Origin of the sequence: Amycolatopsis sp. NBC_00348 (assembly GCF_036114655.1) — a bacterium.
Lineage (GTDB): Bacteria > Actinomycetota > Actinomycetes > Mycobacteriales > Pseudonocardiaceae > Amycolatopsis.
Genome location: NZ_CP107994.1, coordinates 9,617,602 through 9,632,549 on the forward strand (window position 1 = coordinate 9,617,602; position 14,948 = coordinate 9,632,549).

General features: G+C 72.2%; 11 protein-coding genes. 5 read left to right on the forward strand and 6 right to left on the reverse strand.

The genetic code is table 11. The features are described 5' to 3' along the window. Positions 1 to 3,539 precede the first annotated feature (3,539 nt). The gene (locus OHS58_RS43445) at positions 3,540 to 3,725 is read left to right on the forward strand and encodes a hypothetical protein (RefSeq protein ID WP_247061188.1); all 186 of its coding nucleotides are present in this window, start codon (positions 3,540 to 3,542) and stop codon (positions 3,723 to 3,725) included. On the opposite strand, the gene OHS58_RS43450 is transcribed toward OHS58_RS43445, so the two are convergent. Beyond that, the gene (locus OHS58_RS43450; RefSeq protein WP_328646148.1) at positions 3,722 to 4,666 is read right to left on the reverse strand and encodes an ATP-binding protein; all 945 of its coding nucleotides are present in this window, start codon (positions 4,664 to 4,666) and stop codon (positions 3,722 to 3,724) included. The two genes, OHS58_RS43445 and OHS58_RS43450, sit on opposite strands and share 4 nt — an antisense overlap. 129 nt (positions 4,667 to 4,795) lie before the next feature. Here OHS58_RS43450 and OHS58_RS43455 point away from each other — a divergent pair, with 129 nt between their 5' ends. Both OHS58_RS43455 and OHS58_RS43460 read left to right on the forward strand, forming a co-directional pair. After that, positions 4,796 to 6,202 (forward strand): RNB domain-containing ribonuclease, encoded by a 1,407-nt coding sequence (locus OHS58_RS43455; RefSeq protein WP_326959878.1) that lies wholly within the window; start codon positions 4,796 to 4,798, stop codon positions 6,200 to 6,202. Continuing rightward, entirely contained in the window at positions 6,199 to 6,969 is a 771-nt protein-coding gene (locus OHS58_RS43460; RefSeq protein WP_328646149.1) for a helical backbone metal receptor, read from the forward strand. The genes OHS58_RS43455 and OHS58_RS43460 overlap by 4 nt, the downstream gene beginning before the upstream one ends. 68 nt (positions 6,970 to 7,037) lie before the next feature. Here the strand turns inward: OHS58_RS43460 and OHS58_RS43465 are convergent, their stop codons facing one another. The 3 genes from OHS58_RS43465 to gabT are packed head-to-tail and all read right to left on the reverse strand — an operon-like array spanning position 7,038 to position 10,347. Beyond that, positions 7,038 to 7,562, reverse strand: a complete 525-nt coding sequence (locus OHS58_RS43465; RefSeq protein ID WP_328646150.1) for an HAD domain-containing protein — start codon at positions 7,560 to 7,562, stop codon at positions 7,038 to 7,040. A gap of 5 nt (positions 7,563 to 7,567) precedes the next feature. Then, on the reverse strand, positions 7,568 to 8,995 hold the full coding sequence (locus tag OHS58_RS43470) for an aldehyde dehydrogenase family protein (protein WP_328646151.1): 1,428 nt from the start codon (positions 8,993 to 8,995) through the stop codon (positions 7,568 to 7,570). Beyond that, entirely contained in the window at positions 8,992 to 10,347 is a 1,356-nt protein-coding gene (gene gabT, locus OHS58_RS43475) for a 4-aminobutyrate--2-oxoglutarate transaminase (protein ID WP_328646152.1), read from the reverse strand. Before gabT ends, OHS58_RS43470 begins: the two co-directional genes overlap by 4 nt. 102 nt (positions 10,348 to 10,449) lie before the next feature. Between gabT and OHS58_RS43480 the strand changes: the two genes are divergently transcribed. Then, a complete protein-coding gene (locus tag OHS58_RS43480; protein ID WP_328646153.1) occupies positions 10,450 to 11,919 on the forward strand; it encodes a PucR family transcriptional regulator in 1,470 nt (489 codons plus the stop codon). Between the two features lie 4 nt (positions 11,920 to 11,923). Here OHS58_RS43480 and OHS58_RS43485 read toward each other — a convergent pair whose 3' ends face one another. Both OHS58_RS43485 and OHS58_RS43490 read right to left on the reverse strand, forming a co-directional pair. Further along, a complete protein-coding gene (locus OHS58_RS43485; RefSeq protein ID WP_328646154.1) occupies positions 11,924 to 12,643 on the reverse strand; it encodes a cache domain-containing protein in 720 nt (239 codons plus the stop codon). Positions 12,644 to 12,676: 33 nt separating this feature from the next. Continuing rightward, on the reverse strand, positions 12,677 to 13,405 hold the full coding sequence (locus OHS58_RS43490) for a FadR/GntR family transcriptional regulator (RefSeq protein ID WP_326946412.1): 729 nt from the start codon (positions 13,403 to 13,405) through the stop codon (positions 12,677 to 12,679). Between the two features lie 113 nt (positions 13,406 to 13,518). Between OHS58_RS43490 and OHS58_RS43495 the strand changes: the two genes are divergently transcribed. Further along, positions 13,519 to 14,940 (forward strand): gamma-aminobutyraldehyde dehydrogenase, encoded by a 1,422-nt coding sequence (locus OHS58_RS43495; RefSeq protein WP_328646155.1) that lies wholly within the window; start codon positions 13,519 to 13,521, stop codon positions 14,938 to 14,940. Positions 14,941 to 14,948: the final 8 nt, after the last annotated feature.

A 14,948-nucleotide genomic window follows, 5' to 3' on the forward strand; every position in this document is an offset into this window, starting at 1 on the left:
GTCGACGCGGGGTACGTCGTGTTGCCCCGGTCGCTGGCCGAGGGGATGTCGCTGCCGTGGCAGCAGCAGATGGCGGCGCTGCTGGCCCAGTTCCACGCCGAGAACGCGCGCCTGGCGTGGCCGATCTACCGGGTGGTCCCGTCCCGCTACGAGAAACTGGGTGACCTGGACGAGGAACAGCTCGCGGAGGCGGGCTACCTGGTCGAGATGGACGCCGACGGCGAGATGGTCTACCGCGAGCGCAGCGGCCGCAAGGTGGAAGACCCGATGAACACGACGGTCCTGGTGTCGAGCCTGGACCCGATCCCCAAACCGGCGGCGCGACCCCAGGCCCCGCCACCGGGAGCACCACCGCCGCCTGGGCAGGCCCCGGCCGCGATGAACATCGGCCCCGCACCGGTGTGGCGCACGATGCCGCACGGCCAGCCGGGTCAGCCGGCGCCGTCGGGTCAGCCGGTGTCCTCGGGTCAGTCTGGTCCTGCGGTTTCTTCGGGGCAGTCAGCTCCTGCGGTTCCTTCAGCTGCCCAGGCCTCCTCGGGCCAGTCGGTTCCTTCTGGCCAGGCGGCTCCGTCGGTTCCCTCGGGTCAGGCGGCTCCTTCTGGTCAGGCGGCTCCTTCGGTTCCTTCAGCTGCCGAGGCTCCCTCGGTGCCCTCGGCTCCGGAGTACCAGCCGGGGCGTCCGGCGGGCGTCGAGACGCCCGCTGAACCACGGCCGGGAGCGGCGAGCCGTCCGGCGGGGTTCGCCGAGCCGCGGCCGGAAGGGCCGGGTCGCCCGGCCGAGCCCGAGCCGCCCGCGGGGTCCGGGGCGTCGATCACGGGCTCGTCGTGGGGCCACATGGAGAACGCGTCGCCGAGCCGCCACCGCCCGGAACCCCCGCCGAGCTGGGAGCACCGCGCCCCGGAGCAGGAGTGGTCGGTAGCCGCGGAGGCGGACCTCCCGAGCCCGGTGGCCCCCCACCAGACGGCCCGCCACGCAGCCCCGGAGACATCCGAGCCCGCCGGCCCACTACCGCCGTACGTGGGCGAGTCACGACATGCACCCCCAGCCGAGCAGCCCGAGGCGCTCACAGCGTCCGCGCGGCCTGAAGGCGCCCAGCCGGACCGGCCCGCTGGAGGGTCGGCAGCAGCCCCCATCCAGTCGGATCTCCGCCCTCCGAAAGCGGCTCAGCTGCACCTGCCCGCGGAGGATCGCCACCCGGAGCCTCCCGCCGAGTTGGCCCCGAGCGAGCCGGCACCGGCCGACCGTCCCGGCCCGGAGCCGACCGGCTCCGCACTGTCCGACGAGTTCGACCCGCAGCCGTCGGCTGCCCCAGCGACGAGCGAGACCGCGCGACCCGAGGCCGATCCGCACTCAGAGCCACCGGTCGAACCGGCGCCTCTCACCAGGGAGCCGGAGCCCGAAGCGCCGGTCACCGAGTTCCAGGCCGAACCGACGCCGGAGCCTGAAGCTCCCACGGGGGAGTTCCAGGCAGCGGCGGCATCGCAACCCGAAGCTGCCGCCACGGAGTTCCGGGCGGAACCGGCGCCGGAGCGCGAGGCCCCTGCTGCGGAGTTCGAGGCGGGACCGGCACCGCAGTCTGACGTACCTGTTGCGGAGGTCGAGACGGAGCGCGCGCCGGAACGTGAAGCTCTCCCTGCGGAGTTCCGGACCGAATCGGCGCCGCAGTCCTACGTTCCGGTCGCGGAGTTCCAGGCGGTTCCGGCGCCGGAATCTGAGGCGCCCCCTGCGGAGTTCCAGACAGAGGCAGCAACGCAACCCGAAGCTTCCGCTGCGGAGTTCGAGGCGGCACCAGCGCAGCAACCTGAACCTGCTGCGGAGTTCCGGACGGAACCTGCGTCGCAGCCAGAAGCGGCCGCTGAAGAGGCGCGGGCAGAACAGGCCCCCGCGCCCGAGGCGACGGCTCAGTCAGTGGCGTCCGAGCCCGTGGTGCCGGCGGGGCCGTCCGCTCAGAAGGGTGGCGAGTCTCGGTCGCTGCCTGCCGAGCAGGTGACCGAACCCGATCAGCCCGCCGAGCCACCGACGGTCACGCAGGCCGATTCGTATTCCGGTGTGCCCGTCGCGGAGCCTGGCCAGTCCGTGCCGGAAGCTAGTCGGCCAGTCGAGTCGACGACGGTCGGGGAAGGCGCGTCGGCCTCGCGATCTGAGACACCCGTTGTTGAGTCCGGTGAGACTGCCAGGCCGGCGACGGTCCCTGATGCCGATCCGGCGTCGTACTCGGACGCGGCCATTGCGGAGACTCCTCCGCAGCGACCAGAGCCGTCTGACTCGCAGCTGCCGCAATCCGAAGAGTCACATGCTGCTCCGGGGGTCGATTTGCCGACCTCGCTCGCCGGTGAGTCCGCTCGGCGGCTTCCCGAGGAGGCTGCGGTGCCGCCTGCCTCGCCCGATCAGCCCGCGACATCGCAGCAGGTCGCACCGGCTGGTCGGCGACCTGGTCAGCCCGTTGTTCCGCCGGCTTGGCAGCCCGGCACACCCACCAGCCCCGGCTCGCCGCAGCCCGGCGGCCTCGTGGTGCCGCACCCGGTGCCTCAGGCCGGTCCGCCGCCTGGGGGACCTCCGCCGCAGCACGGTCAGTCCGCTGTACCGCCGGCCGCGGCATCTTTGCTGCAGCCGGTTCAGCCTGCGGCGGCGCAGGGTGGTCAGCCTGTCGCGCCGCCTCCTGGTCCGCAGCCCGGCTCAGCCACGCCACCGCAGTCCGGCCAGCCTCAGCAGCAGGCAAGTTCGCCCGCTCAGCAGTCGGGCTCGGCTGCGTTCCCAACTGCTCAGCCGCAGTCAAGTCCGGCCGCGTCCCCAACCGCTCAATCGCAGCCCGACCAGGCCGCTTCGCAGCCCGGCCAGCCTCAGCAGCAGTCGATCCAGGCCGTGCCGCCGCTCGGTCAGCCGCAGTCGACGCAGGCTGCGCCGCAGCCCGCTCAACCGCAGCCTCAGCCAAACCAGGCTGCCTCCCGAGCAGGCCAACCCCAGCCGCCACCCGGCCCGGCTCAGCCGCCAGCGAGCCAGTCTCAGCTGCCAGTCGGCCAGCCTCAACCGCCACTCGGTCAGTCCCAGCCGCCAACGGGCCAGTCCCAGCTGCCAGCAGTCCAACCTCAGCCGCCAGCGGTTCAGCCTCAGCCTCCGGCAGGCCAGCCCCAGCCGCCCCAGTCGTGGGGTCCGGGCCCGTCCACCGGCCCCACTCGCGGCCAACCCGCCAAGCCCGTCTTCCCCGGCCCCGAATCGACCCCCCAGTCCTTCCCCACCCGCCACGCTGCCCCAGTACGGCCCGTCTTCCCGGGGCCGAACTCCACGCCGCCGCCGAGTCAGCAGGCTCCGCCTGTCTTCCCCGGGCGGGAACCCCAGCCCCTTCCACAGCCGAGCGCGCAGGACGCCGACACTCCTCCCCGCGGGACCGCCATGCCCTCCCGTGGCTGGTTCGACGAGATCGGTGAGCAGCCCGCCGATCCCGAGGAACCTCAGGAGTTCGGGCCCACCGGGCTGCCGACCGAGATCCCCTACCGGTACAAGCGCTGACAGACTCGCCCCGGGATGCCAGGCTTGGGGACATGGCGAAAGACGCGAACCCGGATCCTGGCTGGTACTACAACACCCGCACCAACCAGGTCGAGCACCTCGAACGCTCCCGTGGCGTCGACCTGCTCGGCCCGTACCCCGATGAGGCCACCGCCCGCCGCGCGCTCGACATCGCGCGGGAGCGGACCCGGCAGGCCGACGCCGAAGACGCCGACTAGACCGTCACCTGCGGGCCCAGCACGAACTCCGGGTCCACTTGGGAGACGAGGCCGGCGCCCGCCCACGCCTTGGCGTTGCGCAGGTGGAATTCGACGGCTTGACGCTGGTAGCGCGTCCAGTCGCGCTGCTCGGCGTCGACCGCCGCCTGCATCGCGCACAGTGTCGACAGGTTGCGCGGCTCCAGTTCGCCGATCGGGCGGGTCGCGCCGCGCTCGGCCGCGCGCACGTGGCCCGACGCCGACATCCAGCCCAGCAGTGCCCCGCCGACCTGCTCCTGCAGGAACTCGACGTCCTCGTCGTCGGTCACCTTGTTCCCGACCACCACGAGCCGCACGCCGAAGTCGCGTGCGTGGTCGGCGTACTGCCGGTAGACGCCCACGCTGCGCACCGTCGGCTCGCACACCAGGAACGTCACGTCGAACCGCGTGAACAGCCCCGACGCGAAGGCGTCGGCCCCCGCGGTCATGTCCATCACGACGTACTCGCCGTCGACGTCGACCAGGTGGTTCAGCAGCAGCTCCGCCGCGCCGACCTTCGAGTGGTAGCACTTGACGCCGAGGTCGTCCTCGTCGAACTGCCCGGTGACGCCGAGGCGCACGCCGCCCAGCTGCCGGAAGCACGTGTCGAACACCGGGTTGTCCTCGAACGGCCTGACCAGCCGCGATCCGCGCCCCGGCGGCGTCGTCTTGATCATCGACGCGGCGTCCGGGATGCGCGGGTTGTCGCCGCGCAGGTAGTCCTTGATCAGGGTCATGTTGTCGCCGAGCGTCGGCCAGGCGAGCGCTTCCTCCTCGGTCGCGCCGAGCGCCACCGCGAGGTGCTGGTTGATGTCGGCGTCGATGGCCAGCACCGGCTTGCCGGCGGCGGCGAGGTACGCGACGAACAACGACGACAGCGTGGTCTTGCCGCTCCCGCCCTTGCCGACGAACGCGATCTTCACGGTCGAGACCCTTCCTGGGAATGAAGACGGTTTTCATTACTAACGCGATCAACGTACACCCGACCGGCCCGCGCCCGATCGGGCGATCATCGGCCTTTCGCGGGTTAGGGTTGGGGGGTGCCTCCCCTCGTGATCAGGACACACTCGGCGGGCGGGGACTTCGGCCCCCTTCGTGCCGAGTTTTCGCTGCCGGAGTCCTTCGGGCCCGAGGTGCTGGCCGAGGCCGAAGCCGCGGTCCTGGATCCCCTGGCCGCGGCCGGGCCCCGGGAGGACGCCACGGACCTGCCGTTCGTCACCATCGACCCGCCCGGCTCCAAGGACCTCGACCAGGCGATGGTCGTCGAACGCACCGCGCACGGCTTCCGCGTGCACTACGCGATCGCCGACCTGGCCGCGTTCGTGCCGCCCGGCGGCGCGCTGGACCGGGAGTCGCGCCGGCGCGGGCAGACGCTCTACCTGCCCGACGGCAACGTCCCGCTGCACCCGCCGGTGCTGTCCGAGGGCGCGGCGAGCCTGCTGCCCGGCGAGATCCGGCCCGCGGTGCTCTGGACCATCGAGACCGACGAAGCGGGCGAGCCGACGGCGACCCGGGTGCGCCGCGCGCTGGTCCGGTCCACCGAGCAGTTCGACTACGAGACCGTCCAGGCCGCCCTCGACGCCGGAAATCCGCACCCGTCGGTGGCCGCGCTGCCGGAGCTGGGACGTCGGCGGCGCGAGCTGGCCGTCCGGCGCGGCGCCGTCGAGCTGCAGCTGCCCGAGCAGGAGATCAGCGGCGACCCGGACGGCGGCTGGGTGCTCGCCCGCCGCCCGCGTACCGTCGTCGACGCCTGGAACGCCGAGATCTCGCTGCTCACCGGGATGGCCGCGGCGCGGATCATGATCGACGCGAAGATCGGCGTCCTGCGCACGCTGCCCGACCCGGAACCCGAGGCCGTCGACTGGCTGCGCCGCTCCGCCGAAGCGGTCGGCATCGCCTGGCCGGCGGCCGACACCGTCTCGGAGTTCCTGTCCCGGCTGGATCCCCGGCAGCCCGCGTCGATGGCGATCTACGCGGACACGACGCGGTTGCTGCGCGGCGCGGGCTACACGGCCTTCGACGGCGAGCTGCCCGCGCTGACGACGCACGCGGGCATCGGCGGCGCGTACGCGCACGTGACGGCGCCGATCCGGCGGCTGGTCGACCGGTTCGCGACGGAGATCTGCCTGGCGGTTTCGGCCGATCGCGAGGTGCCGGAGTGGGTCCACGCGGCGCTCACGGACGTCCCGGACCGGATGACGGCGTCGGACACCCTCGCCGCGAAGGTCGAGCGGGCGTGCATCGACCAGGTCGAGGCGTGGGTGCTGGCCGAGCACGTCGGCGGCGAGTTCAGCGCCGTCGTGCTGCGGGCGGACGAGAACAAGGCCGAGATCCTCGTCGAGGACCCGACGGTGATGGCCAAGTGCGCGGGGGAGAAGCTGACCGCGGGCGCGCGCATCGGCGTGCGGCTGACCGCGGTGGACGTCGAGAAGCGGAAGGTGTCGTTCGAACGCGCATGACTTTGACCGACGACTTGGGCGAACCGGTTTCGCTGGCAGGACCGGCTTCGAGGGTCGTGTCGCTGGTGCCGTCGCTGACCGAGGCCGTCGAGGTCAGCGCGCCCGGACGGCTCGCCGGGGCCACGGACTACTGCACCCATCCGTCCACTTTGGACGTCCCGCGGGTCGGCGGGTCGAAGTACCCGAAGCTGGACCGGGTGCTGGACCTGGCGCCCGACCTCGTGCTGGCCAACTCGGAGGAGAACCGCCCGGAGGACGTCGAAAGGTTGCGCGCCAACGGGATCCCGGTGTGGGTGATGGAGGCGTCGGCCTCGGTCCCGGCCGCGCTGGGCTCGTTGCGGCGGATCCTGACCCAGGCGTACGACCTGGCGGAGCCGGCCTGGCTGGTCGAGGCCGAGGAGATCTGGCGCGACGTGCGGCCGGTCCGGTTCCACGCGGTGGTCCCGGTGTGGCGCAAGCCGTGGATAGTGTTGGGCCGCGAGACGTTCGCGGGCGACGTCCTGCGCCGGGTCGGCGTGACGAACGTCTACGCGGCGTCCGAGGAGCGCTACCCGAGGCCGGACATCGAGGAGCTGCGCGCGCACTTCGCGGCGGACGCGGACCTGCTGGTGCTGCCGGACGAGCCGTACTTGTTCACCGAGGACGACGGCCCGGACCACTTCCCGGACGTGCGGTACGTCCTGGTCTCGGGGCGGCACCTCACGTGGTACGGCCCGTCTTTGGTGGACGCGCACGCGGCGTTGACGGCCGCGCTGTCGGAGCTGTGAAGGGCCGGCTCGGTGGTCTGCCGCGGCTTGTCGTGAGTGGTAAGTAGGGTTCTAACCCGACTAAACACTCACGACCCGGAGGAGCTGCCGGTTTTCAGCTCGCGGAGCCAGGTCTCGAGCGCGTCGAAGTGCTCGGTGGTGAGGCCCGTGCGCGGGTTGACGGCGATCAACTCGGTCGGCAGCTCCCCGCGGCGGTCGAGGAACTCCCGACGGGCCTGGGGGAACGTGTCGAAGTCGTCGTCCAGCCAGGCCAGTGGGCGGCCAGCGCCGAAGCGAGCCACTGCGGGGAACTTCCACTCCGTCGGCTCGCCCGGGAACTCCACCACTCGCAGGCGCGGCAAGCCGATCGCCGGGCCCATCAGGGTGTTCGCCTGGTGCTCCCACGTGGTCGCCCACGCCAGCTCCGCGTCCGCGGCACCGGCGAGGGCGAGCAGCTTGGGGCTGTGGCCCGGGTCGAGCCACATCCGCAGCTTGCGGCGGCCCCAGCGGGACACCTTCAGCTGGTGCTCGACGTAGCCGGCGGGCTTCGCGTGGCGCGGGGCCGCCCACGGGCTCAGCGGGCCGTCCACGTCGAGCAGGATCAGGGGGCGCACACCACTTACAGCGTCAGGCCGGTCAGGACCGTTACTCGCTCCTCCGTGAAGTCCGCCATCGCCGATGCCGGGCCTTCGCGGCCGACGCCTGAGTCCTTCACTCCGCCGTACGGCATCTGGTCCGCGCGGAAGCTGGGCACGTCGCCCACCAGGACGCCGCCGACCTGGAGCGAAGAAGACACCGAGAACGCCGTCGGGAGGTCGCGTGTGAACACGCCCGCCTGCAGGCCGAAGCGTGACGCGTTGATCCGCGCCACTCCCTCCTCCACCGAGGCGACGCGCACCAGCGAAACCACCGGGCCGAAGACCTCGTCCGCCATCACTGACGTGTCCTCCGGAACGTCCGTGAGCACCGTCGGCTCGAAGGTTGCGCCCGAACGCCCGCCGCCGGTCAGCAAGCGTCCGCCCGCGGCAACAGCAGCGGACACCCACGAGGAAACCCGCGCGGCCGCGTCGTCGTTGATCATCGGGCCGACGTCCACGCCCTTCGCGCGCGGGTCGCCCGTCCGCAATGCCTGCACCTGCGAAAGGACCTTTTCGATCAAAGCGTCGTAAACCGAGGTGTGCGCGTACACCCGCTGCACCGAGATGCACGACTGGCCGGCCTGGTACATCGCGAACGTCGCGATGCGCTGCGCCGCGAAGTCGAGGTCCGTCCAATCGGGACAGACGAGGACCGCGCCGTTGCCGCCCAGTTCCAGCGCGACGTGCTTGCGCGGCACGCTGTCGCGGATGCTCCAGCCGACCGGGACCGAGCCGGTGAACGACACCACCGGCAGCCGCGGGTCCTGGACCAGCCGTGACGACGTCTCGTTGTCGACCGGCAGGATCGACCACGAGCCCGCCGGAAGGTCCGTCTCGGCCAGGATTTCGCCGAGCAGCAACGCCGTCAGCGGCGTCGCGGGCGCGGGCTTGAGCACGATCGGCGCGCCGACCGCGATCGCCGGGGCCACCTTGTGCGCCACCAGGTTCAGCGGGAAGTTGAACGGCGTGATGCCCAGCACCGGCCCGCGGGGCACGCGCCGGACCAGCGCGAGACGGCCGGTGCCGCCCGGGTCGGTGTCGAGGCGCTGCAGCTCGCCGGAGAAGCGGCGGGCCTCCTCGGCGGCCCAGCGGAACGTCGACACCGCGCGGCCGACCTCGCCGCGCGCCCACTTAAGCGGCTTGCCGGACTCCGCCGTGATCAGCTGCGCGATCTCCTCGGACCGCTCGCCCAGCGCCCGGGACACGTGGTCCAGCGCGCCGGCGCGGACGTGCGCGGGCAGCGTCGCGAACTCGTCGCGGACGTCGTGCGCGGCCTGGACCGCGGCCTCGACGTCCGAAGTGGACGGTACGAAGTGCGAGCCCGCCTCGGAACCGTCGTAGGAGTGCCGGACAAGAGCGGTCGAGCCGCCGGTCACCGGCTTTCCGGCGACCCAGAAGGGGAAAGTCACGAGCGAGCCTCCGTGCGGACAGCGTGCTCGAGGACCGCGAGGCCCTCGTCGAGCAGGTCGGTGGACAGGGACAGCGGCGGCAGCAGGCGGACGACGTTGCCGTAGGTGCCGCAGGTCAGCACGACGACGCCGGCCCGGTGACAGGCCGCCGCGACGCGCTTGGTGAGGTCGGCGTCGGGCTCGGTCGTGCCGGGCCGCACGAACTCCGCGGCCAGCATCGCGCCGCGGCCGCGGACGTCGCCGATCACGCCGGTCTCCGACGCCAGCGCGTGCAGCCGCGGCAGGACAACCCCTTCGATGCGCTTCGCCGACGCGGCCAGGTCGCCGGCCTTCATCGTCTCGATCGAGCCGAGCGCGGCGGCGCAGGCGATCGGGTTGCCGCCGTACGTGCCGCCGAGGCCGCCCGGCGGGACGGCGTCGAGCAGCTCGGCGCGGCCGGTGACCGCCGCGAGGGGGAGCCCGCCCGCGATGCCCTTGGCCGTCGCGACCAGGTCCGGGACGACGTCCTCGTCGTTCGACGCGAACCAGGAACCGGTGCGGCAGAAGCCGGTCTGCACTTCGTCGGCGACGAACACGACGCCGTTTTCCGAGCACCAGCGCGACAACGCGGGCAGGAATCCGCGCGCCGGCTCGATGAATCCGCCCTCGCCCTGGATCGGCTCCAGGACAACGGCGGCCACCTGGTCGCCGCCGATCTGCTTCTCGATCCGGTCGATGGCCAGCGCGGCGGCGTCGGCGCCGGACAGGCCGTCGCGGAACGGGTACGACCCCGGCACGCGGTAGACCTCGGGCGCGAACGGGCCGAAGCCGTGCTTGTAGGGCACCGACTTCGCGGTCATACCCATGGTCAGGTTGGTGCGGCCGTGGTAGGCGTGGTCGAACACGACGACGGCCTGGCGCCCGGTCGCGACCCGCGCGATCTTCACGGCGTTCTCGACGGCTTCCGCGCCGGAGTTGAACAGCACCGACTTCTTCGCGTGGTCGCCCGGGGTCAGCTTGGCCAGCGCTTCGCACACTTCGACGTAACCCTCGTACGGCGTGACCATGAAACAGGTGTGGGTGAACAGCCCGGCCTGCTCGCGGACCCGGTCGACGACGGCCGGGACGGAGTGCCCGACGCTGGTCACCGCGATGCCGGAGCCGAGGTCGATCAGGACGTTGCCGTCGGCGTCGGTCAGCAGGCCGCCGGCGGCGGAGGTGACGTAGACGGGCAGCACCGAGCTGACCCCGGCGGCGACCGCGTTGGCACGCCGCTGCTGCAGTTCGCGCGAGACGGGACCGGGGATCTCGGTGCGCAGCCGGCGCTGCCGGGGTGCCGGGGCCTGCGGCTCGGCGGTGGTGCTTGCGGTCACGGCGTGCTCCTCCGGACGGGGGTGGACGTCCTCAGGATGAGCTGCGACGCGGCTGCCGTCAGCTGGCCGTTCTGGCCATTTCGGGGCGTAGAATTAGCCGTTATGGCACTGACGCTGCGCGGACTGGCCGCCGACCGCCCGCTCGGCCTGCGCGTGCTGACCGGCGACGATCTCCTGGACCGGCCGATCGGCTGGGTGCACCCGACGGAGCTGACCGACCCGCAGGCCTTCCTGGAGGGCGGCGAGCTGCTGCTGACGACCGGCCTGGCCCTGGACGAGCGGACATCGGCGTCGTATGTGCGCCGCTTGGTGGACGCCGGGGTCGCGGGGCTCGGCTTCGGCGTCGGCCTGAGCCACGACGAGGTGCCGCACGCGCTGGTCGCCACCGCCGCCGAGGTGGGGCTGCCGGTGCTGGAGGTGCCGCGCGAGACGCCGTTCATCGCGATCACCCGCGCGGTCTCACGAGCGGTGGCGGCCGACGAGTACGCCACGACGGTCCGCATCGGCAAGGCCCAGCAGGAACTGACCCGCACGGCGGTCGGCAAGGGCGGCCCGGCGGGGGTGCTGCGCAAACTGGCCAAGCTGATCGACGGCTGGGTCCTGCTCTTCGATCGCACCACCGTCACCGAAGCCACTCCGGCGAGCGCGCGAGCGTACGGCGCTTCGCTGCGCGAAGAGCTGGAGCGCCTTCGCACGGGCACGCGCGTGGTGTCGGCAGTGGAGGACGAGGTGGTGCTGCAGACGCTCGACACCAGCGCGCGCCGGGTGCTGGCGGTCGGTACCGCGGTGCCGCTCGACACGGCGGGGCGGCACATCGTGAACACCGCGGTGTCGTTGCTTTCCCTTGCGCTGGAACAGGATCGTGCGCAGGCCGCGGCGCGCCAGGCGCTGCGGTCGGGACTGCTGGAGCTGCTCGTCGGCGGGCAGGACGAGCTGGCGCTGCGGGTGTTGACCACGACGGGGGCCGAGCCGCCGGAAGCGCCGTGGTCGGTGCTGGTGTTCGCCGGGGCGGCCGCCTCACGGCGAAAACTGCTGGAAGCGCTGGAGGGCGAGGCGTTGTTCGCGGCGCGCTGGGACGCGTTGGTGGTCGCCTTCGGCTCGGGCACGGTGGTCGACGTGGTGGCCGAGGCGGCGCTGCGGATCGGCGGCCTCCACGGCGGCGTCGCCGGGCCGGTGTCCGCGGCGGACTTCGCGACCGGCCTGGAGCAGGCGGAACTGGCGGCCCGCGCGGCGGAAGCCGAGGACAAGATCCTGCTGTCGGCGGCGGAGCACACCGGCCGCGGCCTGCTGTCCCTCATCGATCCGGTGGTGGCGCAAGCGTTTGCCCACGGCCTGCTGGCCCCGCTGCGCGAACACGACGAAACCGGCCGCGGCGACCTCGTCGGCTCACTGCGTTGCTGGCTGGAGCACCACGGCCACTGGGACATCGCGGCCGCGCGCCTCGGCGTCCACCGCCACACGCTGCGCAACCGCATCCGGAAGGCCGAAGAACTGCTCGGCCGCGACCTCGACTCACCAGGCGTGCGCGCGGAACTCTGGGTGGCGCTGCAGGCTGTCGTGAGTGGTAATTAGGGTTCTAACCCGAATTACCACTCACGAGCACGATCGGCGAGTCCCCGCACCGGCGCAGCGCTGGCCCAGGCTGCGCGCCCGACGACCACCACGCCGGGACGTCTACCTCGCGCACCAGCGATCCCGTCGCCTGGCGGACGCTGTTGGACACGATCACCCGGCCCTGCGCGTTCAGCAACGCCGCGCCGCGGCCGAGTGACCGCAGCCGTGGGCGGACCGCGCGCTCGAACTCGCGCACGTACACGTCCGCGCCCACCACGCCCGCGAAGGCGCCGGCCGACACCACCGGGATCGTGAACGTCAGCGTGTACTCGTCGGTGCACAGGTAGTCGACGTACGGGCCGTTGATGTGCCGGCGCCCGGAGTCGCGCGGGACCGTGAACCATGACTGGCGCGTGTAGTCCAGGAAGTTCTCGCTGCCCGGGTCGAGGCTGATGAACAACTGGGACGGCGGCTCGCCGGCAGAGCCGGTCCACCACTCGAAGCCGAACTCCGAGTCCGCGAGCACCCGCGGCGCGCTGACGAACCCCGCGCCGACGATCAGCCCGCCGAGGGCCTCGGTGACGGCCGGGCGGATCCGGTGCAACGCCGAGGCGGCCGGAGTGTCGGCCAGCACCGACTCGGCGGCCGCCAGAAGCGGCTTCAGCCGGTCGAAAACCCCTTCCACCAAAGCGGAAACGTGCTCGACGACCTCGTCGCCGGCCAGCGTGCGGGTGTCGGTCACGGGGCTCACCTCGATGCGCGGAGTATGCCGAGTTTAGGGGGTGAGCAGGTCGAGGTGCACGTCCGCGAGCCGGTCGAGGGCGCCGAGGAGGTGCTCCTCGGTGAGCTTGCGGGCCAGGTCGCCGTCGGCCGACGCGATCGCCGCGGTGATCGCCGCGTGCTCCTCGTGCGGATGAGCCCCGAGCGGCAGCCACAGCAGGCCGCCCAGCTCCCGTTGCAGCTGGACCTCTTCGTGCGTCAGCCGCGGCGACTGCGCGGCCGCCGCGATCTCCAGGTGGAACTGGCGCTCCGCCCGCGTGAAGTCGATGCCACGGGCCGTGCGGAGGTCGTCGGTGGCCAGGCGCAGGCGCTCGACGTCTTCGGGGGAGCTGCGCTCGGCGGCGAGCTTCGCGGCGGCCCCGGCGATCGCGAGGTAGTGGTCGCCGACGTCGCGCAGGTCGGACAGCGACACCTCCTGCAGCCGCTCGCGCCAGACGTCCGCGGGCGGGTTGGCGGGCGTGCGGACGAAGCTGCCGCCGCTGCGCCCCCGCCGCGTCTCGACCAGGCCCTGCTGCCGCAGCGCCACGAGCGCCTCCCGGACCGTCACGGTCGAGACGCCGAACTGCGCGGCCAGGTCGGCCTCGCTGGGCAGCTGTTCCTCGTCGGCGAGCAGGCCGAGGGTGATGGCGTCGACGAGCCGCGCCGCCACCGCCTCCGCCCGCCCGACCTGCCCGAGCGGGGCGAACATGGCGGAGCGCGCGCTGTGCGACATCCCCTGGCGCATCGTGCCCCTTCGGCCGTCCGAGAACCCGTTCGCACCAATCTTGCCTGATCCGCTTGTCCTATTACATATGAACTTATATGTTTTAGCTCCCGTGAACCCCCGATGGAGGCACCGTGCAGGAGCTGAAGCACTACATCGGCGGCGCGTACGTCGAGTCGAAGTCGGGCCGGACGGCGGAGATCACCGACCCGGTCACCGGGCGCCCCTACTGCACCGCGCCGATCGCCGGGCCCGACGACGTCGACCACGCGCTGCGGGTCGCGGCCGCCGCGTTCGAGACCTGGCGCGCGACGACGCCCGCCCAGCGCCAGCTCGCCCTGCTGAAGATCGCCGACGCGCTCGAAGCCCGCGCCGACGAGGTCGTGCGCGTCGAATCCGCGAACACCGGCAAGCCGGTCGCGCTGACCCTGGCCGAAGAGATCCCGATGGTCCTGGACCAGGTTCGCTTCTTCGCCGGGGCCGCTCGCGTGCTCGAAGGGCGCTCGGCGGGCGAGTACATGGAAGGCCACACGTCCTTCGTCCGCCGTGAGCCGATCGGCGTCTGCGCCCAGGTCACGCCGTGGAACTACCCGCTGCTGATGGCCATCTGGAAGATCGCGCCGGCGCTGGCCGCGGGCAACACGATCGTGCTCAAGCCGTCCGACACGACCCCGGCGTCGACGCTGCTGCTCGCCGAGATCGCCGGGGAGTTCCTGCCGCCGGGCGTGTTCAACGTCGTCTGCGGCGACCGCGACACCGGCCGCGCCCTGGTCGAGCACGAGATCCCGGCCATGGTGTCGATCACCGGCTCGGTCCGGGCGGGCATCGAGGTGGCCAAGTCCGCCGCGAACGACGTCAAGCGTGTGCACCTGGAGCTGGGCGGCAAGGCGCCGGTCATCGTCTTCGGCGACGCCGACCTCGAAGCCGCCGCCGAGGCCATCGCCGTCGCGGGCTACTTCAACGCGGGCCAGGACTGCACGGCCGCGACCCGGGTGCTGGTCGCCGACGAGGTGCACGACGAGTTCGTCGGCGCGCTGGCCCGCCAGGCCGAGGGCACGAAGACCGGCAAGCCGGACGCCGAAGACGTCGCGTACGGCCCGCTCAACAACGCGGCCCAGCTGGACAAGGTGGCCGGGTTCATCGACCGGCTGCCGAAGCACGCGACCGTCCATTGTGGCGGGAGAAGGGTCGGTGACGAAGGCTACTTCTACGAGGCCACCGTCGTATCCGGCGTGAAGCAGGACGACGAGATCAGCCAGAACGAGATCTTCGGGCCGGTCATCACCGTCCAGCGGTTCTCCGACGAGGCCGAAGCCCTGGCCGACGCGAACGCCGTCCAGTACGGCCTCGCGTCCTCGGTCTGGACCCGCGACCACCAGCGCGCGATGCGTTTCGCGGCGAAGCTCGACTTCGGCTGCGTCTGGATCAACACGCACATCCCGCTGGTCGCCGAGATGCCGCACGGCGGCTTCAAGAAGTCCGGCTACGGCAAGGACCTCTCGCTGTACGGCCTCGAGGACTACACCCGGATCAAGCACGTCATGAGTGCCCTGTGAGGCTGGCG